Below are 23,325 nucleotides of genomic sequence, written 5' to 3'. Positions count from 1 at the left end.
CGACCGCCGCCCCGCCACCTGCCCAGCCAGTCCCGAACCTCACGCCTGGAGTCTCACCGTGGAAATAGTCATCCTCCCCACCCCCGCCGATGTAGGCCGGTATGCCGCGCGCCTCGTCGAAGCGCGTGTTCGCGCCCGGCCGGCCCTCGTCTGGGGCCTCGCCACGGGTTCGTCGCCCACGGCGATCTACGCCGAGCTAACCGGAGCTGTTGCACGCGGCCTCGACTTCTCGGGGGTGCGCGGCTTCGCGCTCGACGAGTATGTGGGCATCAGCGACACGCACCCCGAGAGTTACGCCCGGGTCATCCGCTCGCAGGTGGTCGAGCCTCTCGGCCTGCGGCCCGAGAACGTGCGGGTGCCCGACGGGCGCGCGGCCGACCTCGAGCAGGCGGCCCGGGACTATGAGCGCGCCATTGCCGACGCGGGCGGTATCGACCTGCAGATCCTCGGCATCGGCTCGAACGGCCACATCGGTTTCAATGAGCCGACCTCGTCCTTCGCATCACGGACCCGGCTGAAGACGCTCGCGCCGCAGACGCGCGCCGACAACGCGCGTTTCTTCGACGACCCCGCCGACGTGCCGACGCACTGCCTGACGCAGGGGCTCGGAACCATCCTCGAATCGCGCGAGGCCGTGCTGGTGGCACAGGGCGACGGAAAGGCGCGGGCCGTTGCGGCCATGGTCGAGGGTGCCGTGAGCGCGATGTGCCCGGGCTCGGTTCTGCAGTTCCACCCGCGGGCGGTCGTGGTTCTCGATGAGGCCGCGGCATCCGCCCTCACCCTGACCGACTACTACCGGCACACGTTCGAGAACAAACCGTCCTGGCAGCGCGTCCCCGACGCGGAGTGAACCGGCCCAGCCTCACACGATCGGGTCGAAAACCTTGCCCGGGTTGAGCAACCCCTGCGGGTCGAACGTCGCCTTGATGCGCCGTTGCAGATCGACCTGCTCGGCACCCAGCTCGGCCTCGAGCCAGCGCCGCTTCAGGATGCCGATACCGTGCTCGCCCGTCAGGGTGCCGCCCAGCCGGATGGCCGACAGGAACAGCGCGTCGGCGGCCTGCCAGATGACCTCGGGCACCTCGTCGCCCTGATAGACGAAGTTCGGGTGCAGGTTGCCGTCGCCCGCGTGCGCGACGGTCGGGATGCTGATGCCGAACTCGCGCTCGACCTCCTGAATGGCCTCGAACATGGGCACGAGCGCGCTGCGCGGAACCGACACGTCTTCGATCAACGGATGGCCCAGCTTCTCCATGGCCGGATGCATGGCGCGCCGGATGGACAGCAGGCGCTCGCCGTCGGCCTCGTTCGCCGCGACCTCGCCCACGCCCCCGTTGGCCTCGATGATCGCGAGGCAGGCGCGGGCGTCGTCGGCCGAGAGCGGCCCGTCGGTCTGCACCATGATCTGCGTGCGGCCGGGAGTGGGCGCCTCGAGCCCCAGATAGTCGTGGATGGCGGCCAGCGCCGTGGGCTCGAGCAACTCCATGACGGCGGGCTGGATGCCGGCGGCGGTGATGGCGGAACAGGCGGCCGCGGCATCCGTGACGTGCGGGAATGTGGCCGCGAGTGTCGTGACGACCCCGGGAACGGCGCGGCGCACGCGTACGGTGGCTTCGACGATGACGCCCAGGATGCCCTCGGAACCGACGAGCAGGGCCGTGAGGTCGAGCCCCGTGACGCCTTTGACGCTGCGGTGACCGAGCGACATGAGGGTGCCGTCGGCGAGCACGATCTTGAGTGCCAAAACGGCGTCGCGCGTGACGCCGTATTTGGCGCACAGCAGGCCGCCCGCGTTGGTCGCGATGTTGCCGCCGACGGTCGAGATCTCTTTCGACGCCGGGTCGGGCGCGAACCACAGGCCCCGCTCGGCCAGAATGCGGCCGAATTCGCCGTTTAGAATGCCGGGCTCGACGACCGCGATCAGATCGTTCTCGTCGATCTCGAGCACACGGTCCATCGCACGCAGCGACAGTGCGATCTCGCCGCCCGCGGCGATGGCGCCGCCCGCGAGACCCGTGCCCGCGCCGCGGGGGACCACGGGGGTGCCGGTCTCGGTGGCGATGCGCAGGGTCTGCTGCACGTCGTCGATACTGCGGGCTTCGACGAGCGCGAGGGGCGGGGCGTCGGAGCGGTGGCCGGACTTGTCGGCGCGCGCCTCGTCGAGCACCTCGGGGCTCGTGACCACCCGGTCACCGAGCGCGGCCGTCAACAGGTCGAGAACGCGCGCGGAGGTCACGCGGAAATCTCCTTGCGGCCGTTGAGCACGCCCGTCACGACGGCGAGCACCGCGAAGACGATGGCCACGGGCCAGAGGCCGAGCTGCAGGAACGCGAACGCCGCCGAGAACATGATGAGCATCTCGATGAGCGCCTTGCCGAACGGATCGACCCGCAGAACGGCCTTGGGTGACAGGAACAGCGCCCACAGCACGATGGCGAGAACGGGCGCGAGCACACCGACGAGGATGTTCCACGGGAACGGCCAGGTGACGAAACCCCACACCGCGAGCACGACGAAGGCCGTGATCTCGAGCACGAAACGGATGACGGCGATGACGCCGATTGCGGGGGTGGTTCGTTGGTTCTGCACCCGTCAATCTTAGGCGCGCTAGCGGAAGATGATGGTGCGGGCGCCGTCGAGCAGCACGCGGTCCTCGGCAAACCACTTGACGGCCTGCGTGAGCGTGCGACTCTCCTCGTCCTGTCCGATGGCGACGAGCTCGGCGGGGCTCTGCGCGTGGTCGACGCGCACCACGTTCTGCTCGATGATGGGCCCCTCGTCGAGGTCGCTCGTCACGAAGTGCGCCGTGGCGCCGATGAGCTTCACGCCGCGCGCGTGCGCCTGCCGGTAGGGGTTCGCGCCCTTGAAACCGGGCAGGAATGAGTGGTGGATGTTGATGGCCCGGCCCGCGAGCTTCTCGCACAGCTCGGGCGACAGGATCTGCATGTAGCGCGCGAGCACGACGAGTTCGATGTCGTGCTCCTCGACGGCCTCGAGGATGCGGCGTTCGAAGAGGGCCTTGCTCGCGGCATCCGTGACCGATTGCGACTCGAACGGCACGCCGTAGAACGCCGCGAGCTCGCGCAGCGACCCGTGGTTCGACAGCACGAGCGGGATCTCGACGGGCAGCTGGCCCGCGCGCTGGCGGAACAGCAGGTCGTTGACGCAGTGCGCGGCCGTCGAGGCGAGCACGAGCGTGCGCAGCGGGCGGCCCACGCGGTCGAGTCGCCAGTCCAGCTGGAAACGCTCGGCGACGGGTGTGATGGCGGCCTCGAACTGCTGCTGGTCGGTCGGGGCCTGCACCTGCAGGCGCATGAAGAAGCGGCCCGTGTCGGCGCTCGAGAACTGCTGGCTCTCGGTGATGTTTCCGGATGCTTCGACGATGGCCCCCGAGATGGCGTGCACGATTCCCGGCGCGTCGGGGCAGACGAACGTGAGCACCCAGTGGTTGTGGGGCGCGGAGGCGGTGGCGTCGGAAGTCATTCGCCCAGGATAGGACACCGGGGCGCTCGAACCGTGGCGGTCGCTGGGACGGCGGCTCGTGGCATTCGCGAACCCCTTCTGGTGTCGCGCGCCGCCCGCCCGTAGAATGGGTGCTGGCCGCGGCGGTTCGCCCGGCCCTGGGCGCGCACATGAGCGCGCAGACGAACTCCCGCGGCCAGGGGTCACCCTCAGTGTGACGGCCAGCCGGTGCCGGAGTGAACGCCATCGTCGGACACACTGATGACCACTTCTCCTATTCCCCTGCCCGATCGCGGGTCTGACACCCCGACCGGCTCCCTGCCGATCGTCACCGGGCCCGTGACCTCGTCGCCGCCCGCTGGCGCGCGCTTTCCCTGGGTGGGCCTCATCGCCCTCTCGGCCGCCGTCTTCCTCTCGGTGACGAGCGAGATGATCCCCACGGGTTTGCTGCCCGATATGAGCGCGTCGCTCGGCGTCACCGAATCGCAGGTCGGCTTCCTCGTGAGTGCTTTCGCGTTCACGGTCGTGCTCACGTCGGCGCCCTTGACGGCGCTCACGGTGCGCATCCCGCGCAAGACCCTGATCATGTCGGTGCTCGTGCTGCTGGCCGTCGCCAATGTGCTGACGGCGCTTGCCCCCACGTATCCGCTCGTGTTGTTGACGCGCGTCTTGGGTGGCATCGGGCACGGTCTCTTCTGGTCGATGGTGGGCGCCTATGCCGCGCACCTGGTGCCGAAGGAGCTCATCGGCCGGGCCGTCTCGATCACCCTCGCCGGAGGAACGCTCGCGTTCGTGCTGGGCGTTCCGCTCGGAACGGCCGCCGGCCATGCGGTCGGGTGGCGCCTCTCGTTCGTGGGCATCGCGGTGCTGCTGCTCGTCGGCGCCGTCGTGGTCTACAAGTTCCTGCCGCCCGTCGAACGTGAGCTCGACGCACATGCCGACGACAGCGCAGCGGATGCTCGAGCATCGGGCACCTCGGCCGCCGGCGGTCGCTCGGGTGCGCGCCGCCCCGTCGACCCCACGGTCTTCTCGGTCGCGCTCGTCTGCATCACGGTCGCCATCGTCATGATCGGCCACTACAGCTTCTACACCTACATCGCGCCCTACCTGACGGATGTCATCGGTGTTCCCGAGGCCCAGATCAGCCTGGCGCTGTTCGGCTTCGGCATCACGGGCGCGCTCGGTCTCGTGCTCGCCGGCACGGTCTTCGCCAAACGCACAACGCGGGGCCTGCTCATCTGCATCGGCCTGTCGATTGTGTTCGTCACGGCGCTCGCGCTCGTCGCCGGATGGTTCTGGGCGGCGCTCATCATCTTCCTGGTCTGGGGCATCGCCTACGGCGCCATCGCGCCGCTCATGCAGACGCGCATGCTGCATTCGGCCAGTGCGCGCATTCGCGATACCGCCAGCGCCTTCTACACGACGGCGTTCAACGTGGGCATCGGCGGCGGCGCGTTCGTCGGCGGCCTTTTGCTCGACGGCATCGGCATCGAATCGCTGCCGTACTTCTACGTCGTGCTGCTCGTGATCGGTGGGGTCTTGGTCGTCGTCGCACGGCGATACGAACTCGCCGTGCGACGACGCTCAGGTGTGACGCCCACGCGCTAGAACAGCTCGCGTGCCGCTAGCCCAGCGGGCGCACGGGCGCCGGGCGGGTCGGCGCATCGGGAATGCCGACCCCGCCGGACGAAGCGCCGCCCGCCGCCGGACCTTCGCCCACGGGGGTGACGGGTGACGGCGCGGCCGTGGGCGCTACGGGAGCCACAGGTGTCGGCCGGGGTTGGTTGGCGGGCTTGGCTGCCGGAGTCGGCGCGGCTGCGGGCGGGGCAACCGGCCGGGTCGGCGCGGTCGGCGCAACCGGTGCCGGGGGAGTAACCGGCGCGGGCGCTGTGCCTGGCGTCGCCGCGGGCTTCGCGGGCTCGGCGGGCCTCGCGGGCACCGCGGGCACCCCGGGCGTCTCGGGGTCGCCCGAGACGGGTCCGACAGATCCGGGCGCAGGCGCGTTCGGTTCGGTCGGTCCTGTTGTCCCCGAGGACGGCGAGGCGGGGGCCGGGGTGGATGCGTCCGGATCGATCGGGTCGGGCCGGGTCGGTGTGGGCACCGGTGCGTTCCCGCCGGGTCGATAGGGCTGCTCGGAGTCGGGCACGGACTGCGAGCCGCCCCCGGTCGTTCCGCTCGTCCCGCCATCGGCGTTGTTCGACGCGCTGCCCCCGGCGCTGCCTGTGCCACCTGTGCTACCTGTGCTACCTGTGCCACCTGCGCCAGCGGTGCCACCGGTGCCGCTCGCGCCATTCGTGTCGGAGTTGCCGCTGCCGCCACTGCCCTCTGCGCTGCCAATCGCACCGGAACCCGAACCGTTCGTCGCACCGGTTCCCGCGTCTCCCGCGCTTCCGTCACCGGCGCTGGCAGTACCCGCGCTTCCGTTGCTCGCCGACGCGGCATTCGCGCCGGCGCCGGACGACGCGTTCGCCGACGCAGTGGTCGATGCATCCGTCGACGCGACGGACGCCGCGCCCCCTGCCGGCGAGGTCGTGACGGGAACGCTCTCCCCAGCCGACGACGGGATAACGGCTGGCGTGGGTGCAGCGACCGTCGAGGCGGCCACGGGGGCCGAACCGCTCGGCGCGACGCCGTCAGACGGCGTGCCCGCGTTCGCCGGACGATGAGGCGGCGCGGCGGTTCGCGGCGGCACCGACCCGGACTTCGGCGAGCGGGGAACCGTCGGCTCGGAGGGAGCGGGCGGTGTCGCCTCGACGGCCGCGGGGGGATGCTGCTCGTCTCCGGGTTCGGCGGGAACGCCGGGCGGGGCCGCGGGCGCCGTCGACGCCTCCGCGCGCGGTTCGGCCGGGACACCCGGGCGCGGAGACGCGCTCGCCGCTTGTGCGGCCTGACCCGCCGCCAGCACCATGGGAAAACCGTCGTTCGATTGTGCGGCCGACAGGGCGATCGAGGTGCCGATTCCGACGCTGACGATGCAGATCGTGGCGGTGGCCGCGATGGCCGTTCCCCGCGTGAAGGCAGAACCGGTGCGGCGCAGCGACGCCGACAGGGCGCCGACCACGGCAGAGGCAGCGGCGAACGGGGAACTCGCGGCGGCCGTCGACACCGGCACCGGCACCGACGCTGCCGACGCCACGCCCGTCGAGCCGACGGCAGTCGCTACCGCCACGCCGACTCCACCCGCCACCGAGCCGGTGCCGCTGCGGTAATAGTGCACCGGAGTCGTGCGCCGATGCCGCTCGGGCACCCAGGCGTTCGCCGCGTCGACGATAGCGTCGCTCGCCGCAAAGAGGGGAAGAATTCGGGTGCAGAGCGCACAAGGGTCGATGTGTTGGGCGGCCCGCTGTCGGGTGCGGTCGCCCAGCCGGCCGGCCTGGTAGTCGTCGCCGCGGTCGACGATCACGCGGTGTGGCGAGGTCGTATCGATGCGCAGGGCAAGCTCATGGCGCCAGGACGCGTCGAGCGCGGTCGCGGCCAGCTGGCGCATCCGCGGATCGTGGCGTTCGGCCAGCGTCGACGCGTGCCCGCGCGATCCATCCGTGCGCGCCTTCTTCGCATCGGCGTGTCGCGTGTGTGCGGACGTGCCGTGTGACGCTCGAAGGTCGCCCAGGCTGCGACGCCAGGCCTCGGGAAGCGTGTCGAGTGCCGCCCGGGCCGAGTCGACGACGAGAGTTCCCGTGTCATCGGGTTCAGGGAGGGACGCGCCGCCCCTGGCCGTTGTGGTGCCGGATGCGGGTACGGCGGCCTGACCGACCGAGCCGGATGAGTTGCCCGCGAATGTGGGTCGATGCCGTGGCATGTGAGCCTCCTCTGATGAGCGATCGACGGAATACATACAATGCTGACATTTATGTATCCGAATCAGCTGATCGTCGTCGCCATGCAGATAGGCGCCCCCACGCGCAAGCCCCGTATAAGAGGTATCCGCACACCTGATAAGTTTGTAAGCCAGCGGCCGCCTCGATCAGGAGACCTGCATGACACTCATCCTCGCTCTGTTTGCAGCGCTGTCTGTCGCGTCTCCGCTCCTCACCCGCTGGCTCTCGACCCGCGTCTTCTACGTCATCGCGCTTCTGCCGGCCGCCGTTTTCGGCATTACCCTCGCGCAGACTCCCACCATCGCCTCAGGCGGGGTGATCGAGGAGAAGATCGAGTGGATTCCGCAGCTCGGCATCGCCCTGACATCCCGCGTCGACGCACTCGGCTGGCTCCTCGCCCTCGTCGTGACGGGCGTCGGCGCCCTCGTGCTCGTCTACTGCGCCCGCTACTTCGACGCCGACGAGCCGGGCCTCGGGCGTTTCGCGGGCCTGCTGCTGGCCTTCGCCGGCACGATGTACGGCCTCGTGACGAGCGATGACATCATCGTGATGTTCATGTACTGGGAGATCACGAGCATCCTCTCCTACCTGCTCATCGGGCACTACACGGGGCGCAAAGAGTCGCGCGGTGCGGCTTTGCAGGCGCTGCTCGTCACGACCTTCGGCGGGCTCGTCATGCTCGTCGGCGTGATCATGATCTCGTCCTTCGCCGGCACGACGTCGCTGGCCGCCATCGTCTCCGAGGCCCCGCAGGGCGCCGGGCCCACGGTCGCCATCCTGCTCATCCTGGTGGGCGCGCTCTCGAAGTCGGCCATCGTGCCGTTCCACTTCTGGCTGCCCGCCGCCATGGCCGCCCCCACGCCCGTGAGCGCCTACCTGCACGCGGCCGCCATGGTGAAGGCCGGCATCTATCTGGTTGCACGTCTGGCGCCGGGCTATGCCGACATCCCGGGCTGGCAGGCCCTGCTCGTGGGTCTCGGCGTCTGGACCATGATTGTGGGGGCCTGGCGCAGCCTGCGGCAATACGACCTCAAGCTCGTGCTCGCCTACGGCACGGTCTCGCAGCTCGGTTTCCTCATGGTCATCACGGGCTTCGGCTCACGGGATGCCGCACTGGCCGCCGCTGCGCTCCTGCTCGCCCACGCGCTCTACAAGGCCACGCTCTTCCTTGTTGTCGGCATCATCGACCACCAGGCGGGCACGCGCGACTGGCGCAAACTCTCGGGGCTGTGGCGCACCACGCCGTCGCTCTTCGTCATCACGGCCATCGCGGTCGCCTCGATGGCGGGCATTCCGCCGCTGCTCGGCTTCGTCGCGAAGGAAGCTGTCTTCGGCGCCTTCGTCGAGGCTGCCGTCGCGGGCGAGTTCTGGGGCTGGGTGGCGCTCGTCGGCACGGCCGTCGGCTCGGTGCTCACGGTGGCCTACAGCGCGCGCTTCCTGTGGGGCGCGTTCGGCAACCGCAAGAAGATCGTCCCCACCGAACTGCACGCGGATGGCTGGGGCATCCAGTTCGCGCCCGCCGTGCTGGCATTCGCGACCGTCGTCCTCGGCATCGCCGTCCCCCTGCTCGATCCTTTGCTCGCGCTCTACGCCGACACCGTGCCGGGCGAGGGCCACTACCACCTGGCGCTCTGGCACGGGCTCGAGCCCGCGCTGTTCATCAGCGCCGCGGTGCTCGTGCTCGGCGGCCTGCTGTTCTGGCGGCGCCGGGGCGTGGCGCGCCTGCAGGAGAAGGTTCCGCCGCTCGTCGATGCCAGCCGCGGCTACTGGGCTGCCACGCAGGGTGTCGACCGGTTGTCGGCCAAGATCACGATCTTCGCGCAGCGCGGTGGACTGTCGCAGTACCTCTCGACCATCCTCGTGGTCTTCGTGTTGGCGCTCGGCCTGACGGCCACCCTTGGGCGCACCTGGCCCCCCGGCATCCGCTGGTTCGACTCGCCCGCGCAGCTCGTCGTCGCCGTGGTCATGGGCATCGCCGCCATCGCCGCCGCGCTCGCCAAGCAGCGCATGACGGCCGTTCTGCTCGCGGGTGTGACCGGTTTCGGCATGGTCGGGCTCTTCGCGCTGCACGGTGCGCCCGACCTGGCGCTCACGCAGGCGCTCGTCGAGACCATCACGGTCGTCGTCTTCGTGCTCGTGCTGCGGCGCCTCCCCGTCAAGATCGCGCAGCACAACAAGCCCGAGCAGCGCACGCGGCGCCTGATCATCGGCGTGCTCGTCGGACTCGTGATGGGAACGATCGGCCTGATCGCGCTGGGCGCGCGGCAGGCGCCATCCATCGCCGCCGAGCTGCCGCGGCTGGCCTATGAAGAGGGCCACGGCCGCAACATCGTCAACGTCATGCTCGTCGACATCCGCGCGTGGGACACCATGGGCGAGCTGTCGGTGCTCGTCGTCGTGGCCACGGGCATCGCGAGCCTCTTGTTCGTCTCGGGACGCGCCAAGGCCCTGCCGCGGCTCAGCGGGTCGCGCAATCAGCGCCGCGCAGAGCACCGCCGCAACGTGATCGACGACCCGCAGACCACCGAGCACCCCGAGAGCACGCACCGCCAGTCCTGGCTGCTCGGCGGGCTCAAGGTGTCGAGCGAGAACCGCTCGGTGCTGCTCGAGGTGCTCGTGCGCTTGCTGTTCCACCCCGCCATCGTCGTCAGCGTGTTCCTGCTCTTCGTCGGCCACAACGCGCCGGGCGGCGGCTTCGCGGGCGGCCTGCTCGCGGGCCTCGCGCTCGTGTTCCGCTACCTCGCGGGTGGCCGATACGAACTCGGCGAGGCCGCGCCCATCGACCCGGGCAAGGTGCTCGGCGTCGGCGTGCTGCTCGCGGTCGGCACGGCCATCGGCTCGCTCTTCTTCGGCGGCGAGATCCTGCAATCCGCCTACCTCGAAGCGGATGTCCCCGTGCTCGGCCATCTGTCGATCGGAACGTCGTCGATCTTCGACGTGGGCGTCTACCTCGTCGTCATCGGCCTGACGCTCGACATCCTGCGCTCGCTGGGCGCCGAGGTCGACCGCCAGCAGGAGGACACCGACCTCGAGGCCGGCACCGACGACGACTTCACGCCCGCGGAGGTGCGCCCGTGACCGCTTCGCTCACCCTCGTCGTGCTGATGGCCGTCATGTACGGAACGGGCATCTACGTCATGCTCGAACGCAGCCTGACGCGCCTCTTGATCGGCTTCCTGCTGGTCGGCAACGCCACCAATATCCTCATCTTCTTGATGAGCGGCCCGAGCGGCAGCGCGCCCATCGTCACGGGCACGGCCGCCGACGAGAACATGGTCGACCCGGTGCCGCAGGTGCTCATGCTCACGGCCATCGTGATCAACTTCGGCGTCGTCGCCTTCATCCTGGCGCTCGTCTACCGCTCGTGGTGGCTGGCCCAGCTGGGCGACGAGGGCGACACGCTCACCGACGAACACGCGGGTGAGACCGAGGCCTCGACCGAGGCGGCCTTCGCGGCCGTCGACGAAGACGATCTCGCCATTCAACAGGTGCTCGACGCGTCGAACGAACACGGCGACAGCGACAGCGATTCAGGTCCCATCGAGGACGACCCCGAGGCACGAGAGAAGGAGCGCCGATGAACGCCCTGGTCCCTCTCGTCGTCACGATCCCGCTGCTGGGGGCGGCGATCGCGCTCATCTTCGGGCACCGCCCGCGCATCCAGATCGCCATCAGCTCGCTCGCGCTCACGGCCGTGACCATCATCAGCGCCATGCTGCTCGTCTGGGTCGACACGCACGGCACGGTCGTGGTCAACGTGGGGGCCTGGCAGCCGCCGTGGGGCATCGTGCTCGTCGTAGACCGGCTCTCGGCCATCATGCTGCTCGTCTCGGCGCTCATGCTGCTGGGCGTGCTCATCTTCTCGATCGGGCAGGGCGTGGCCGACAACCACGACGAGACGCCCGTGTCGATCTTCCACCCCACCTATCTCGTGCTGGCGGCCGGCCTGTTCGACGCCTTCGTGGCGGGCGACCTGTTCAACATGTACGTGGGCTTCGAGATGCTGCTGGCGGCGAGCTACGTGCTGCTGACGCTCGGGGGAACGGGCGCCCGCATCCGAGCCGGCGTCACTTACATCGTGATCAGCCTGATGTCGTCGCTGCTGTTCCTGGCCTCCATTGCGCTCATCTACGGCGCAACCGGCACGGTCACGATCGCGCTCATCGCCGAACGCGTGCGCGACCTGCCACCCGATGTGCAGCTCATCCTGTGTTGCGCGCTGCTGCTGGGCTTTGCCGTGAAGGCCGCCGTGTTCCCGGTGTCGTTCTGGCTGCCGGACTCCTATCCCACGGCGCCCGCACCCGTCACCGCCGTGTTCGCCGGATTGCTCACCAAGGTGGGTGTGTACGCGATCATCCGCACCGACACCGTGCTCTTCACGGATGTGCCGCTCGCCGTGCCCTTGATGGTGGTCGCGTTCTTCACGCTGCTCATCGGCATCTTCGGCGCGCTCGCCCAGGCCGATATCAAGCGTCTGCTGTCGTTCACGCTCGTGAGTCACATCGGCTACATGATCTTCGGCATCGCGGTCGGCTCCGAGCTGGGCATGACGGCCACCATCTACTACGTGGTGCACCACATCATCGTGCAGACCACGTTGTTCCTGGCCATCGGGCTCGTCGAACGCATCGGCGGCACGGCATCCATCTCGCGGTTGGGCGGCATGCTCAAGGCATCCCCGTTCGTGGCCATCCTCTTCTTCATCGGTGCCATGAACCTGGGCGGCATCCCGCCATTCTCGGGCTTCCTCGGCAAGGTCGGGCTCTTCCAGGCGGGTGTGCAGCTGAACGACCCGCTGGCCTGGATTCTGATCGGCGCCGGCGCGGCAACATCGCTCCTCACCCTCTACGCCCTCATGCGCGTCTGGAACATGGGCTTCTGGCGCCGCAAGGACGAGGTCAAGGACTACGAGTCGCCGCTCATCCAGTCGCTCGCCGAGAACCCCGACGACGCCGGAGAGATCGACCGCAAGCACACGCCGCGCCTCATGATCGCCGCCACGACGGGCATGGTGCTGCTGAGCCTGTCGCTCACGGTCTTCGCCGGGCCGCTCTTCGACCTCGCCAACCGCGCGGCCGTGGCCAACGAGAACCACTCGAACTACGTCGACGCCGTATTCCCGGGAGGTGTGGAATGAGCTCCTCGAACGCCGGATCGAACTCCGGCCCCACACGCTCGATCGTCAGCCAGATCACGCTCCTGCTCGGCCTCGTCGTGCTGTGGTGCCTCCTCTGGGGCAAAGCGGATGTCCTCACCATCGTCACGGGCATCGCTCTCGCCGTGCTCGTCTCCCTCGTGTTCTACCTGCCCGCCGTGCAACTCTCGGGCCGTGTCAACGTGCTCTGGGCCGCCTACTTCTTCGGCCGGCTCGTCGTCGACATCGTGCGCGCCTCGGCGCAGATCACGTGGCTCGTGACCAAACCCACCTATACGCCCAGTAACGCCATCATCGAGGTGCCGCTGTCCACGCGCTCCGACCTCATCATGTCGGCCACGGCCGAGGCCATCTCGCTCGTGCCCGGTTCGATCGTGGTCGACCTCGACCGCGCCAACTCGGTGCTCTACCTGCACTCGCTCGACACCCACGACGAAGCGGATGTCGAACGCGTCCTCAGCGAGGCGCTCGGCACCGAGCGGCGACTCGTCATGGCCTTCGGGTCGCGGGACGACGTCGACCGCGTGAGTGCGCGCGACGCGGGTGCGACACCGACCGCCCGTGCCCGGCCCGACGCCCAGACCGATTCCGGGTCCGCGTCCGGGTCGAGTGCGACAGAAGGGAACAGCTGATGCTCGCCGTCGTCATCGTGATCACCGTGCTCTTCGGGGCCGGCGCGCTCGCCGCCGTCTACCGCATCATCAAGGGGCCCAGCCTGCTCGACCGGGTGATCGCCTCGGATGTGCTCGTCGCCACCGTGATGTGCGCGCTGGGAGCCGAGATGGCGCTCAACCATCACGCCGACAACCTGCCCGTGCTGCTGGCCCTCGCGATGTTCGCGGTGCTCGGGTCGATCAGCGTTGCGCGATTCATGGCGAAGCAGGACGACGCATGATCGGCGTGACGTCCGTCGCCGTCGCCGTCGCCGCCGCGGCCGCGACGCAGGCCGTATCGCTTGACGCGACCGGCGCCGCCACGAGCGCCGTGCCCGAGATCACGCCGCGCATGCCCGAATTCAGTGGCGATCCCATCCGCGACACCTTCACGGTGCTGCTGGTCATGATCGGCGCCATCATGTGTTTCGCGGCCGGAGTGGGTCTCCTGCGTTTCCCCGACGTGCTGTCGCGTCTGCACGCCGCGACGAAGCCGCAGGTGCTCGGCCTGCTCGCCATCACGGCGGATGTCGCGGTCTCGACCCCCACGGTCGGCAATATCACGCTCGCCATCGCCATCATCCTGTTTCAGTCGCTGACGGCGCCCATCTCGGCTCACATGGTCGCCCGTGCCGCGTATCGCACGCATCACGTGCGCCACGACCTGCTTATCCGCGACGACCTGCTCCGGCGGGAAGACCTGCAGCAGCCGTAGCAGGGGGCGATGTCGCCGGACGCCGATCTGGCCCGGCGGCGATCTTGTCGGGCGCGGGTGTGCTCGGCTGCTCAGGTCGCCGAGGTCAGACGCGGGTGCCCGCTACCCAGATGGCCGACACGTGCAGCGACTCGTCGAGCAGCACGGCGTCGGCCGCAAACCCGACGCTCAGGTGACCGAGGTCGTTTTCGCGGCCCAGGGCACGAGCTGGGGTCGTCGTCAGGGCCTCGACGGCCACCTCGAGGGCAACACCCGCGTCACGTGTCATGACCCGCAACGCCTCGTCCTGCGTGAGCGTCGACCCGGCGATCGCGCCCCCGTCGGCCAGCCGCGCCACACCGTCGCGCACATCGACGGCCAGGCCGCCCAGCGAGTACCGTCCGTCGGCCGCACCCGCCGCCGCCATCGCGTCGGTCACGAGCGCCACCCGGCCGGGCGCCTCGTCGAACGCCAGCCGCAACATGCGCGGATGCACGTGCACCCCGTCGGCGATGAGCTCGAGCGTCACGCGCTCATCGTCGAACGCGGCCGCGACAGGCCCGGGGGAGCGGTGCTGCAAGCCGTGCATGGCATTGAACGTGTGGGTCAGGATGCTGGCCCCCGCGTCGAACGCCGCGCGCGTCTGGTCGTAGTCGGCATCGGTGTGCCCGACCGCCACGCGCGCACCCGACTCCGTGAACCGGGCGATGGCGTCGTGCGCTCCCGGGCGCTCGGGGGCGATGGTCACCTGACGCAGGGTGCCGGCGGCCGCCTCGATCAGGTGCTCGATGCTCGAGGCATCCGCGGGTCGCAGCAGCGACTCGGTGTGCGCGCCCTTGTGCCCCGGGTCGAGAAAAGGGCCCTCGAGGTGCGAGCCCAGAATGGCCGGGTCGGATGCCGCGAGCCGCGCGATCCCGGCCACGCGGGCGGCGAGGTCCTCGATCGAGGCCGTGACGAGCGACAGCACCGAACGGGTCGTGCCCGAACGGCGGTGCACCAGGAGCGCGCGGGAGATGGCATCCGCACCGTCGTCGAACGCCGCGCCGTTGCCACCGTGTGCGTGCAGGTCGATGAAGCCGGGGGTGAGGAAGAGGCCGGTGGCGTCGACCACATCGGCCGTGGGCGCGGCGCTCAGCTCACGCCATCCGTCGCCCCGCCCGGCGTGCGTCACGAGGCCGCCGTCGAGGCACACCCAAGCGTCGGTGACCCGGCGCGCGTGGTCGATGAGGGTGGCCGAATGGATGATCGTGGGCAAGGCGTTCACGCTGGCAACACTAGCGTTCGACCGGGCCGCCGCTGCTATGCTGGACGGGTCGCAACTGGCGTAGTGACGGATCGTGAGCAGCTGGCGCATCCGCCCGAGATGGTTACCATCGGGGAGCGACTGACACGGATTCGGCCGCACGCCTGGGCCGATACGAGAACCGATTGTTCCGTCAACTGTGTCTAAAAGGAGCCAGTTTTGTCTTCCACCTTCAACGCCCCCCTGGCCGAGGTCGATCCTCAGATTGCCGAAGTCCTCGAGCTCGAACTGGGTCGCCAGCGCGACTACCTCGAGATGATCGCGAGCGAGAACTTCGTTCCCCGCGCCATCCTGCAGGCCCAGGGTTCGGTTCTCACCAACAAATACGCCGAGGGCTACCCCGGGCGTCGCTACTACGGCGGCTGCGAATACGTCGACATCGCCGAGAGCCTCGCCATCGAGCGCGCCAAGAGCCTGTTCGGCGCCAACTTCGCCAACGTGCAGCCGCACTCGGGTGCGTCGGCCAACGCCGCCGTGCTGAGCGCCATCGCCACGCCGGGCGACACCATCCTGGGCCTCGAGCTGTCCCACGGTGGGCACCTCACCCACGGCATGAAGCTCAACTTCTCGGGCAAGCTCTACAACGCCGTCTCCTACGGCGTCGACCCCGAGACCTTCCTCGTCGACATGAACGTCGTGCGCGAGAAGGCGCTCGAGCACAAGCCGCAGGTCATCATCGCCGGCTGGTCGGCCTACCCGCGTCAGCTCGACTTCGCCGCCTTCCGCGCCATCGCCGACGAGGTGGGCGCCAAGCTCTGGGTCGACATGGCGCACTTCGCCGGCCTCGTCGCCGCGGGTCTGCACCCGTCGCCCGTGCCCTTCGCCGACGTCGTGTCGTCCACCGTGCACAAGACCATCGGCGGCCCGCGCTCGGGCTTCATCCTGTCGAACGACGCCGATATCGCCAAGAAGCTCAACAGCAACGTGTTCCCCGGCCAGCAGGGCGGGCCGCTCATGCACGTCATCGCGGCCAAGGCCACGTCCTTCCTGCTCGCGGCGCAGCCCGAGTTCGTCGACCGCCAGGAGCGCACCCTGCGCGGCGCCGCCATCCTCGCCGACCGCCTCACCGCCGACGACTCACGCGAGGCCGGCGTCGACGTGCTGACGGGCGGCACCGATGTGCACCTGGTGCTCGCCGACCTGCGCACCTCGCCCCTCGACGGCAAACAGGCCGAAGACGCCCTGCACGAGGTGGGCATCACGGTCAACCGCAACTCGGTTCCCTTCGACCCGCGCCCGCCCATGGTCACGTCGGGCCTGCGCATCGGCACGCCCGCCCTCGCCACGCGCGGTTTCGGCGACGCCGAGTTCACCGAGGTGTCGGATGTCATCGCCGCGGCCCTGCGCCCCGACGCCGACCTGCCGTCCCTGCGTGCGCGCGTCAAGACGCTGACCGACGCGTTCCCGCTCTACCCGGGCCTCGAGCAGTAGGCGCCGCCGTGACCGCGATCACACTGGATGGCGTCGCCACCGCAACGGCCATCAAATCCGAGCTGCGCGAGCGCATCGACGTGCTGCGGGCTTCGGGCAAGCTCGCCGGACTCGGCACGCTGCTCGTCGGCGACGACCCGGGCTCGCGCTCCTACGTAGCCGGCAAACACCGCGACTGTGCCGAAGTGGGCATCGAGTCGGTGCGCGTCGACCTGCCGAGCACCGCGTCGGCAGCCGACATCCGCGCCGCCATCGCCGACCTCAACGCGGCCCCCGAGGTGACGGGCTACATCGTGCAGCTGCCGTTGCCTGCGGGCATCGACGAGAACGAGATGCTCGAGCTCATCGACCCCGATAAGGACGCCGACGGCCTGCACCCGACCAACCTCGGGCGCCTCGTGCTGGGCGTCGAGGGCGAGCTGACCTCGCCGCTGCCGTGCACGCCCGCCGGAATCGTCGAGCTGCTGAAACGCTACGACGTGCCGCTCGCGGGCAAGCACGTCACGGTCGTGGGCCGCGGGCTCACGGTCGGGCGCCCGCTCGGGCTGCTCCTCACGCGCAAGGGTGTCGATGCCACCGTCACGCTTACGCACTCGCGCACGGTCGACCTGGCCGCCGAGGTGCGCCGGGCCGACGTCGTCGTGGCCGCGGTGGGCGTGCCGCACCTCGTGAAGCCCGACTGGGTGAAGCCGGGCGCGGCCGTGCTCGACGTGGGCGTCACCCGCGTGGGCACGACCGAGAGCGGTAAGGCCAAGCTGGCCGGCGATATCGACCCGGGCGTCTGGGATGTCGCGGGTCACCTGTCGCCCAACCCGGGTGGCGTCGGGCCCATGACGCGCGCGCTGCTCGTCTCCAACGTGGTGCAAGCCGCGGAGCGCAACGCGCGCCGCTGAGAGTGTTGAACGGCGGCCCGCCGCCGCACGCGAAAGGCCCGGACATCCTGTGTCCGGGCCTTCTACGTGCTTAGGTTCGGGCGCTTGTGTCTGCGCCGGGGCGCCCGGCGACGTGGACAGCGGCTAATCGGTCGATAGCGCCTCGGTGAGAAGGCGCAGCGCTTTCGGCCCGACGCCGTGGAGGGCGGCGAGGTCGCTCGTGGGGACGCCGACGAGGTCGGCGAGGCGTCGATAGCCCGCGTTGTGGAGCGCGTTGCGCGCGGGGTTGCCGATTCCCGGCGGGAAGTCGTCGATCGATTCTGACATCCGAAACTTTCTCCCGCCGTGCCGGGCGTCAGCGCTCGCGCGTTGCTCCGCCGGCCGCCGTCACCGGGAAGATGACGGGGGCGGTGAAGGATGCCTCGGCGAAGGCGGCCGTCACGGCCGAGGCGACCTCGGCGAGGCGTGCGCGGGGCACGAGCGCGATGGCCGCGCCGCCGAAGCCGCCGCCCGTCATGCGCGAGCCGATGGCGCCCGCACGGCGGGACACCTCGACGGCCAGGTCGAGCTCGGGCACCGAGATCTCGAAGTCGTCGCGCATGGACACGTGCGAGGCGTCGAGCAGCTCGCCGATGGCCGTGGGCCCGTGCTCCCGCAGGGTGCGCACGGTGTCGAGCACACGCTGGTTCTCGGTGACGATGTGGCGCACGCGGCGGAACGTCTCGTCGTCGAGTACCTCTTCGGCGCGCGGCAGGTCGTGCACGCCGAGGTCGCGCAGGGAGGAGACATCCATGGCTTTCGCGCCGGCCTCGCACGACGCACGTCGGGCCGCATAGCCGCCGGTCGCGTGGGAGTGGCTGACGCGCGTGTCCATCACGAGCAGCTCAAGGTCGGCCCCGTCGAAGCCCAACTCGATGACCTCGGCGTCGAGCGAGCGGCAGTCGAGGAACACGCCGTGGTCGGGGCGGCCGAGCATCGACGCAGACTGGTCCATGATGCCGGTGGGCGCGCCGACGGCTTTGTTCTCGGCCAGCTGGCCCACCTTGGCGAGGGTCTGTCGGTCGAAATCGAGGTGCCACACGTCGGTGAGGGCGGCGGCGACGGCGCATTCGATGGCGGCGGATGACGAGAGGCCCGCGCCGACCGGAACATCCGAGTCGATAAAGAGGTCGACACCGCGCAGTTCGCCGAGCGGGGCGCCGAACTGGCCGAGCGCCCAGACGACGCCGAGCGGGTAGGCCGACCAGCCGTGGAGGTTGGCCGGCTCGAGATCGGTGAGCGAGGCCTCGACGACCTCGCCCGGGGCAAAGGCGCTGGCGACGCGCACGAGCTGGTCGTCGCGCGAACGCAGCGCCACGACCGTGCGGTAGTTGATGGCGAAGGGGAACACGAAACCGTCGTTGTAGTCGGTGTGCTCGCCGATCAGGTTGACGCGGCCGGGCGCCGACCACAGGCCCTGCGGGTCGTGGCCATAGACCTCGGCGAAACGCGAGAGGGCGGCGTGCTGCAAGTCGGAGCGGTGCGCGCCCTCGTCGGCCGAGGCGGGCGTGGCGGCCGAGGCGCTGGGGGATTTCGAGGCGGGCGTGGCTGCAGAGTCGGCGGTCATACGGGGTTCTCCTGGTCGGCCTTCGCCACGGCGTCGCGCAGGCGCTGGGCGGATTGTTCGGGTGGGACGTCGCCGATCCAGGCGCCCATGGCGGCTTCCGATCCGGCGAGGTACTTCAGCTTGTCGGCGGCGCGACGCGGCGAGGTGATCTGCAACATGAGGCGGATGTCATCCCGACCGACGTTCACGGGCGCCTGGTGCCAGGCGGCGATGTAAGGCGTGGGGGTGTCGTAGAGCGCGTCGATGCCGCGCAGCAGGCGCAGGTAGAGCCCGGCGAGCTCGTCGCGCTCCTCGAGGGTGGTGCCGGCGAAATCGGGCACGTGGCGGTGCGGCAGCATGTGCACCTCGATGGGCCAGCGGGCGGCGAACGGCACGTAGGCGGTCCAGTGCTCGCCGCGCAGAATGACACGCTCGTCGTTCTGCTCGCACTCGAGGATGTCGGCGAACAGCGTCGGCCCGTAGCTCTCGATCGATTCGAGCAGACGCGTGGTGCGCGGCGTCACGTAGGGGTAGGAGTAGATCTGGCCGTGCGGATGGTGCAGGGTGACGCCGATCTCGACGCCACGGTTTTCGAAGGGGAACACCTGCGCGATGCCGGGCTTGTGGCTCAGGGCATCCGTGCGCTGCGCCCAGGCCTCGATCACGGTGCGGGCCCGGCTGCGGTTGAGGCTGCCGAACGAACCGGTCGACGCGGGGCTGAAGCAGACGACCTCGCAGCGGCCGACCGACGTGCGGGTGCGGCCGAGTTCGATGCGGGTGAGATCGTCCCCGCCGCGGGGGGCGTTGTCGTCTTCGAGGAGCGGCCCGAACGAGGGTGAGCGGTTCTCGAACACGGCGACGTCGTAGATATCGGGGATTTCGGAGGGGTTCGTCGCCGAGGCGGGCGCGAGCGGGTCGAGCTCGGCGGGCGGCAGGAATACGCGGTTCTGGCGGGCCGCCGCGATGGACACCCATTCGCCCGTGAGCGGGTCTTGGCGCATGCTCGCGGTGGCGGGACGCGGATCGAGGGCGCGGGTGTCGGCCTTGCGTTCGGTGCCGAGCGCGGTGTCGGCGTCGTCGAAGTAGATCAGCTCGCGGCCGTCGGCGAGAGTGTCGCCGTGCACGCGGATGCTCGGATCGCTCACGAACGTGCTGCGGCCGTCGGCGGTGTCATCGGTCGTCGATGTGGTGCTCATGTCCTGAAATCTAGCCCTTTCATATTGAAAAGTAAAGCGAAGTAAGTGAAGATTGGCCTATGTCGGAGACCCTGCCAGCCGAGCTGCGTCGCAACGCGATCGCCGACCTCATCGCCGAGCGCGGTTTCGTGCGCGTGGCCGAACTTGCCGATCGCTTCGGCATCTCGGGTGTGACGGCCCGGGCCGATCTCGATGCGCTCGTCGACACGGCCCGAGCCCGCCGCGTGCACGGGGGAGCGATGCCGCCGAACGACCTCGCACCGCGTCCCGAACGTGAGTGGCAATTCGAAGAAGCGCTCAATTCATCCGCCGCCGGCAAAGAGCGGGTCGGGCGCAATGCGGCCGCGCTCGTGCGCTCGGGCAACACTGTGATCGTGGATGTCGGCACCACCGGCCTCGCGGTCGCCCGGGCGCTCGCCTCCCGAGCCGATCTCACCGATGTCACCGTCATCACCAACAGCCTCACCGTCGCGCTGGCCCTCGAACCGCACATCCCGCGTTTCACGGTCATCGTCACGGGCGGCACGCTCCGGCCCCGCCAACACTCGCTCGTCGCGCCATTTGCGGCCCCCATGCTCGACCAGTTGCACGCCGACCTCGCCTTCATCGGCTGCAACGGCGTCGACGGCGAACGCGGCGTCACCAACATCAACCTGCCAGAGGCCGAGGTGAAACGCCTCATGATGGGCGCGGCCGAACGCGTGGTCATTGTGGCCGACGCCGCCAAGCTCGGTCAGGTGCATCTCGGGCGCATCGCCACGCTCGACGACATCGACCTGCTCGTGACCGACGATCAGGCCGATGCCGCGCTCGTCGACCAGATCGCGGCGCGCGGCGTGCGCGTCATCACGGGGCTCGAGCGCACCGACTAGCTCCCACCGGCTAGCTCGCGCCCAGACATCCACCCGCTACGCTCGTTACACACCCCCGAGAGGAACGAAGATGACCCACTCGCGCGCCGTCACCGGCGACCAATACGTTCTGACCCGCCAGGCTTCGGCCGGCACGGTCTCTGCCGTGATCACCCAGGTGGGTGCCGGCATCCGTCGACTGAGCGTCAACGGCATCGACATCATGCCGCCCTACGACGAGGGTGTGCAGCGCCCCTACGGCAGCGGCATCGTGCTCGTGCCGTGGCCGAACCGCATCCGCGACGGCAAGTACGAGCTCGACGGCGAAGAGATGCAGCTCGACCTGACCGAGCCCGACAAGCAGAACGCCATCCACGGCCTGCTCCGCTTCACGGCCTACGACGTCGCCGAGCAGACCGACGACTCGGTCATGCTCACGGCCACGGTCTACCCGCAGCACGGCTACCCGTTCCTGCTCGACACGTCGGTGCGCTACCGCCTGGTCGACGCGGGCCTCGAGGTCACGCACACCATTGAGAACGTGGGCACGGGCACGGCGCCGACGGGCATCGGCACGCACCCGTACTTCACGATCGGCGACGTCGAACCGGATGATCTGACCGTCACGCTCAATTGCCAGACTCGTTTCACGGTGGACGAGCGCTTGCTGCCGACGGGCGAGGTTCCTGTCGAGGGCACCGAATACGATCTGCGCAGCGGACGTCGCCTCGGCGGCCTGGTGCTGGATGACGGTTTCGGTCAGGCGGTCTTCGAGAACGGCGTCACCGAGCACACGGTCGCGGCCGACGACGGCCGCGTCGTCACGGTGTGGGGCGACGAGAACTTCCCCTACTGGCAGGTCTTCACGACCAAGAAATACCCGGGCCAGTCGACGGCCGTGGCGATCGAGCCCATGACCGCGCCGACGGATGCCTTCAACACGGGTCGCAACGTGCGCTACCTCGCTCCCGGCGAGACGTTCCAGGCCACCTGGGGCGTGCGTGCTGACGGGTTCGCGGCGGTCTGAGTCGATGCGATCTGAATCGATGCGGTCTGAGCCGTAGTGATGTGAGCTGACGCTGTCGGGGTCGGGGCTATTACGGCCCCGGCCCCGTTGTGGCTTTAGTGCTTTGTGGCTTTAGTGCTTCGAGACTCTAGTCGTTCGCGGCTCTAGTGCTTCGCCCCGAGCGTCGAAAGAATCTCGGCATGCAGGTCGAGCAGCGGAACGGTCCGCTCCTGCGGCCCGCGCCCGAAGCCGCATTCTGTGGCGATGCCCACCTGGCGGATTCCGGCCGTGGTGAGCGCCGGCTCAGCGGCCTCGAGCCGCCGGTGGGCGCCGGCCACGCCGTCTTCGTGGTGCACGACTCCCAGGAAGAGGTCGGTCTCGGCGCGCAGGTTGAGCGCGGCCAGCGGCACGAAGTAGTCGCTGTCGTCCCGCTCGATCGGCACGGGTAGGTGCACCCAGTCGATGCGACGGGTCACACCGGTGGTGAGCCCGTTGGCGACGGCGACGAGGTTGGCGGTGTCGGATGGCTCGACGAAGTGTTTCTCGGCCACATCCCCGTAGCAGAGGTGGAAGCCCAGCTGAACGCCCGCCGGAACCAGGTTGGCGACGCGTGATGCGGCGACCACGCATCCGGCGATGATGCTGTCGGCATCGGCCCCCGCCTCGGCGAACCAGGGCGTGAGCGGCCCGCCACCCAGGCTGACCTGCTCGATGAAGGCGAATTCGGTGGCGAGGTCGAATTGAATGGCGAGGTCGTCGGCCGGGATGGCCGCCGTGATCTGCTCGATCTCGCGCGCCAACGCAGCCTCGTAGGCGGGATAGAGCGCGGGCTGGGCGGATGGCATGGCAAACGTGGTGAGCGGCGCGAGAGGTGTCGGCAGGCTCACCTGGAAACGCGTGCCGGGCGCGATCTCGCCTCTCTCGCGCAGGGCGCTGAAGGCGGCGTAGCTGCTGAGAGCGGCGTCGGCGTATCCCAACGGGCCGAACTCGATGCCGTCGGGGTCGACACCCTCGTCGATGTCGACGGGGCGCAGGTCGAATCCCGCGACCAGGAACGGCTCGGCGCCCACGCGGTGCAGGCCGGAGGTTTGTTCGAATCTGGCGCCCTGAAAAAGAATCCAGTGGAAGCGCTCGCCGACCTCGCCGTCGGGCAGGCGCGCCGCATGTGCGCCGAGCCTCTCGGACACGGTGCGGAAGGTCGTCTCGGCATCGGGCAGGTTGATGGAACCGACCAGATGCACGCCGTTCAGGTGGGGTACGCTCACGCGTTCCAGCCTACCGCCGACCACCGACGACGGG

21 protein-coding genes and 1 riboswitch are annotated in these 23,325 nt (G+C 69.5%); of the genes, 12 read left to right on the top strand and 9 right to left on the bottom strand.

Annotated elements, in window-relative coordinates; genetic code table 11:
• Positions 1 to 58 precede the first annotated feature (58 nt).
• Positions 59 to 850 (top strand): glucosamine-6-phosphate deaminase, encoded by a 792-nt coding sequence (nagB, locus tag ALI44B_RS06325; RefSeq protein WP_077053772.1) that lies wholly within the window; start codon positions 59 to 61, stop codon positions 848 to 850.
• A gap of 12 nt (positions 851 to 862) precedes the next feature.
• Here the strand turns inward: nagB and ALI44B_RS06320 are convergent, their stop codons facing one another.
• Genes ALI44B_RS06320 through purU form a run of 3 tightly spaced genes read right to left on the bottom strand, consistent with a single transcriptional unit; the run spans position 863 to position 3,483 of the window.
• Complete coding sequence (locus ALI44B_RS06320) at positions 863 to 2,236, bottom strand: FAD-binding oxidoreductase (RefSeq protein ID WP_077053771.1); 1,374 nt, start codon at positions 2,234 to 2,236, stop codon at positions 863 to 865.
• Positions 2,233 to 2,589, bottom strand: coding sequence for a YrdB family protein (locus ALI44B_RS06315; RefSeq protein WP_077053770.1), 357 nt, complete (start codon positions 2,587 to 2,589; stop codon positions 2,233 to 2,235). Before ALI44B_RS06315 ends, ALI44B_RS06320 begins: the two co-directional genes overlap by 4 nt.
• A gap of 18 nt (positions 2,590 to 2,607) precedes the next feature.
• The gene (gene purU, locus ALI44B_RS06310; RefSeq protein ID WP_077053769.1) at positions 2,608 to 3,483 is read right to left on the bottom strand and encodes a formyltetrahydrofolate deformylase; all 876 of its coding nucleotides are present in this window, start codon (positions 3,481 to 3,483) and stop codon (positions 2,608 to 2,610) included.
• Between the two features lie 240 nt (positions 3,484 to 3,723).
• Here purU and ALI44B_RS06305 point away from each other — a divergent pair, with 240 nt between their 5' ends.
• The gene (locus ALI44B_RS06305) at positions 3,724 to 5,070 is read left to right on the top strand and encodes an MFS transporter (protein WP_083709603.1); all 1,347 of its coding nucleotides are present in this window, start codon (positions 3,724 to 3,726) and stop codon (positions 5,068 to 5,070) included.
• A 16-nt stretch (positions 5,071 to 5,086) separates the two neighbouring features.
• Here ALI44B_RS06305 and ALI44B_RS06300 read toward each other — a convergent pair whose 3' ends face one another.
• Positions 5,087 to 7,261: a hypothetical protein gene (locus tag ALI44B_RS06300; RefSeq protein ID WP_077053768.1), complete on the bottom strand. Its 2,175-nt coding sequence runs from the start codon at positions 7,259 to 7,261 to the stop codon at positions 5,087 to 5,089.
• Positions 7,262 to 7,439: 178 nt separating this feature from the next.
• Here ALI44B_RS06300 and ALI44B_RS06295 point away from each other — a divergent pair, with 178 nt between their 5' ends.
• The 6 genes from ALI44B_RS06295 to mnhG are packed head-to-tail and all read left to right on the top strand — an operon-like array spanning position 7,440 to position 13,803.
• Positions 7,440 to 10,358 carry a Na+/H+ antiporter subunit A gene (locus tag ALI44B_RS06295; RefSeq protein WP_077053767.1) on the top strand — a complete coding sequence of 973 codons (2,919 nt, stop codon included), beginning with the start codon at positions 7,440 to 7,442 and terminating at the stop codon, positions 10,356 to 10,358.
• Positions 10,355 to 10,861 carry a sodium:proton antiporter gene (locus ALI44B_RS06290; RefSeq protein WP_077053766.1) on the top strand — a complete coding sequence of 169 codons (507 nt, stop codon included), beginning with the start codon at positions 10,355 to 10,357 and terminating at the stop codon, positions 10,859 to 10,861. Before ALI44B_RS06295 ends, ALI44B_RS06290 begins: the two co-directional genes overlap by 4 nt.
• Positions 10,858 to 12,417, top strand: coding sequence for a Na+/H+ antiporter subunit D (locus ALI44B_RS06285; protein ID WP_077053765.1), 1,560 nt, complete (start codon positions 10,858 to 10,860; stop codon positions 12,415 to 12,417). The genes ALI44B_RS06290 and ALI44B_RS06285 overlap by 4 nt, the downstream gene beginning before the upstream one ends.
• On the top strand, positions 12,414 to 13,067 hold the full coding sequence (locus tag ALI44B_RS06280) for a Na+/H+ antiporter subunit E (protein WP_077053764.1): 654 nt from the start codon (positions 12,414 to 12,416) through the stop codon (positions 13,065 to 13,067). The genes ALI44B_RS06285 and ALI44B_RS06280 overlap by 4 nt, the downstream gene beginning before the upstream one ends.
• Positions 13,067 to 13,330, top strand: a complete 264-nt coding sequence (locus ALI44B_RS06275) for an MrpF/PhaF family protein (RefSeq protein WP_077053763.1) — start codon at positions 13,067 to 13,069, stop codon at positions 13,328 to 13,330. Before ALI44B_RS06280 ends, ALI44B_RS06275 begins: the two co-directional genes overlap by 1 nt.
• Positions 13,327 to 13,803, top strand: a complete 477-nt coding sequence (mnhG, locus tag ALI44B_RS06270; protein ID WP_238592097.1) for a monovalent cation/H(+) antiporter subunit G — start codon at positions 13,327 to 13,329, stop codon at positions 13,801 to 13,803. Before ALI44B_RS06275 ends, mnhG begins: the two co-directional genes overlap by 4 nt.
• An 85-nt stretch (positions 13,804 to 13,888) precedes the next feature.
• Here mnhG and nagA read toward each other — a convergent pair whose 3' ends face one another.
• The gene (gene nagA, locus ALI44B_RS06265) at positions 13,889 to 15,037 is read right to left on the bottom strand and encodes an N-acetylglucosamine-6-phosphate deacetylase (protein WP_496507428.1); all 1,149 of its coding nucleotides are present in this window, start codon (positions 15,035 to 15,037) and stop codon (positions 13,889 to 13,891) included.
• 50 nt (positions 15,038 to 15,087) lie between these two features.
• A riboswitch (ZMP/ZTP riboswitch) is annotated at positions 15,088 to 15,202 on the top strand.
• Between the two features lie 42 nt (positions 15,203 to 15,244).
• On the opposite strand from nagA, the gene glyA reads away from it, so the two are divergent.
• Both glyA and ALI44B_RS06255 read left to right on the top strand, forming a co-directional pair.
• The gene (gene glyA, locus ALI44B_RS06260) at positions 15,245 to 16,516 is read left to right on the top strand and encodes a serine hydroxymethyltransferase (RefSeq protein ID WP_077053761.1); all 1,272 of its coding nucleotides are present in this window, start codon (positions 15,245 to 15,247) and stop codon (positions 16,514 to 16,516) included.
• An 8-nt stretch (positions 16,517 to 16,524) separates the two neighbouring features.
• Positions 16,525 to 17,409 carry a bifunctional methylenetetrahydrofolate dehydrogenase/methenyltetrahydrofolate cyclohydrolase gene (locus ALI44B_RS06255; RefSeq protein ID WP_077053760.1) on the top strand — a complete coding sequence of 295 codons (885 nt, stop codon included), beginning with the start codon at positions 16,525 to 16,527 and terminating at the stop codon, positions 17,407 to 17,409.
• 123 nt (positions 17,410 to 17,532) lie between these two features.
• Here ALI44B_RS06255 and ALI44B_RS06250 read toward each other — a convergent pair whose 3' ends face one another.
• The 3 genes from ALI44B_RS06250 to galT are packed head-to-tail and all read right to left on the bottom strand — an operon-like array spanning position 17,533 to position 20,169.
• Positions 17,533 to 17,715 (bottom strand): helix-hairpin-helix domain-containing protein, encoded by a 183-nt coding sequence (locus ALI44B_RS06250; RefSeq protein WP_077053759.1) that lies wholly within the window; start codon positions 17,713 to 17,715, stop codon positions 17,533 to 17,535.
• Positions 17,716 to 17,743: 28 nt separating this feature from the next.
• Entirely contained in the window at positions 17,744 to 18,994 is a 1,251-nt protein-coding gene (gene galK, locus ALI44B_RS06245) for a galactokinase (RefSeq protein ID WP_083709600.1), read from the bottom strand.
• Positions 18,991 to 20,169: a galactose-1-phosphate uridylyltransferase gene (galT, locus tag ALI44B_RS06240; protein WP_083709599.1), complete on the bottom strand. Its 1,179-nt coding sequence runs from the start codon at positions 20,167 to 20,169 to the stop codon at positions 18,991 to 18,993. The genes galK and galT overlap by 4 nt, the downstream gene beginning before the upstream one ends.
• A 59-nt stretch (positions 20,170 to 20,228) precedes the next feature.
• Here galT and ALI44B_RS06235 point away from each other — a divergent pair, with 59 nt between their 5' ends.
• Both ALI44B_RS06235 and ALI44B_RS06230 read left to right on the top strand, forming a co-directional pair.
• Positions 20,229 to 21,041 (top strand): DeoR/GlpR family DNA-binding transcription regulator, encoded by an 813-nt coding sequence (locus ALI44B_RS06235; RefSeq protein ID WP_077053758.1) that lies wholly within the window; start codon positions 20,229 to 20,231, stop codon positions 21,039 to 21,041.
• Positions 21,042 to 21,111: 70 nt separating this feature from the next.
• Positions 21,112 to 22,047 carry an aldose 1-epimerase family protein gene (locus tag ALI44B_RS06230; RefSeq protein ID WP_077053757.1) on the top strand — a complete coding sequence of 312 codons (936 nt, stop codon included), beginning with the start codon at positions 21,112 to 21,114 and terminating at the stop codon, positions 22,045 to 22,047.
• A gap of 143 nt (positions 22,048 to 22,190) precedes the next feature.
• Here the strand turns inward: ALI44B_RS06230 and ALI44B_RS06225 are convergent, their stop codons facing one another.
• Positions 22,191 to 23,291 (bottom strand): hypothetical protein, encoded by a 1,101-nt coding sequence (locus ALI44B_RS06225; protein WP_083709692.1) that lies wholly within the window; start codon positions 23,289 to 23,291, stop codon positions 22,191 to 22,193.
• Positions 23,292 to 23,325: the final 34 nt, after the last annotated feature.

This window comes from Leifsonia sp. ALI-44-B (assembly GCF_001984125.1).
Classification (GTDB): Bacteria; Actinomycetota; Actinomycetes; order Actinomycetales; family Microbacteriaceae; genus Okibacterium.
The sequence above is the reverse complement of the archived record's forward strand: the minus strand, read 5'-3'. Positions and strand labels throughout refer to the sequence as shown.

Bases quoted from the DNA above. Each gene is read 5' to 3' on its own strand.
- ALI44B_RS06235 (WP_077053758.1), top strand. From the start codon at position 20,229: ATGTCGGAGACCCTGCCAGCCGAGCTGCGTCGCAACGCGATCGCCGAC.
- ALI44B_RS06300 (WP_077053768.1), bottom strand. From the start codon at position 7,261: ATGCCACGGCATCGACCCACATTCGCGGGCAACTCATCCGGCTCGGTC.
- ALI44B_RS06275 (WP_077053763.1), top strand. From the start codon at position 13,067: ATGCTCGCCGTCGTCATCGTGATCACCGTGCTCTTCGGGGCCGGCGCG.
- ALI44B_RS06230 (WP_077053757.1), top strand. From the start codon at position 21,112: ATGACCCACTCGCGCGCCGTCACCGGCGACCAATACGTTCTGACCCGC.
- purU (WP_077053769.1), bottom strand. From the start codon at position 3,483: ATGACTTCCGACGCCACCGCCTCCGCGCCCCACAACCACTGGGTGCTC.
- galT (WP_083709599.1), bottom strand. From the start codon at position 20,169: ATGAGCACCACATCGACGACCGATGACACCGCCGACGGCCGCAGCACG.
- ALI44B_RS06280 (WP_077053764.1), top strand. From the start codon at position 12,414: ATGAGCTCCTCGAACGCCGGATCGAACTCCGGCCCCACACGCTCGATC.
- ALI44B_RS06250 (WP_077053759.1), bottom strand. From the start codon at position 17,715: ATGTCAGAATCGATCGACGACTTCCCGCCGGGAATCGGCAACCCCGCG.
- ALI44B_RS06295 (WP_077053767.1), top strand. From the start codon at position 7,440: ATGACACTCATCCTCGCTCTGTTTGCAGCGCTGTCTGTCGCGTCTCCG.
- galK (WP_083709600.1), bottom strand. From the start codon at position 18,994: ATGACCGCCGACTCTGCAGCCACGCCCGCCTCGAAATCCCCCAGCGCC.
- mnhG (WP_238592097.1), top strand. From the start codon at position 13,327: ATGATCGGCGTGACGTCCGTCGCCGTCGCCGTCGCCGCCGCGGCCGCG.
- ALI44B_RS06305 (WP_083709603.1), top strand. From the start codon at position 3,724: ATGACCACTTCTCCTATTCCCCTGCCCGATCGCGGGTCTGACACCCCG.
- ALI44B_RS06285 (WP_077053765.1), top strand. From the start codon at position 10,858: ATGAACGCCCTGGTCCCTCTCGTCGTCACGATCCCGCTGCTGGGGGCG.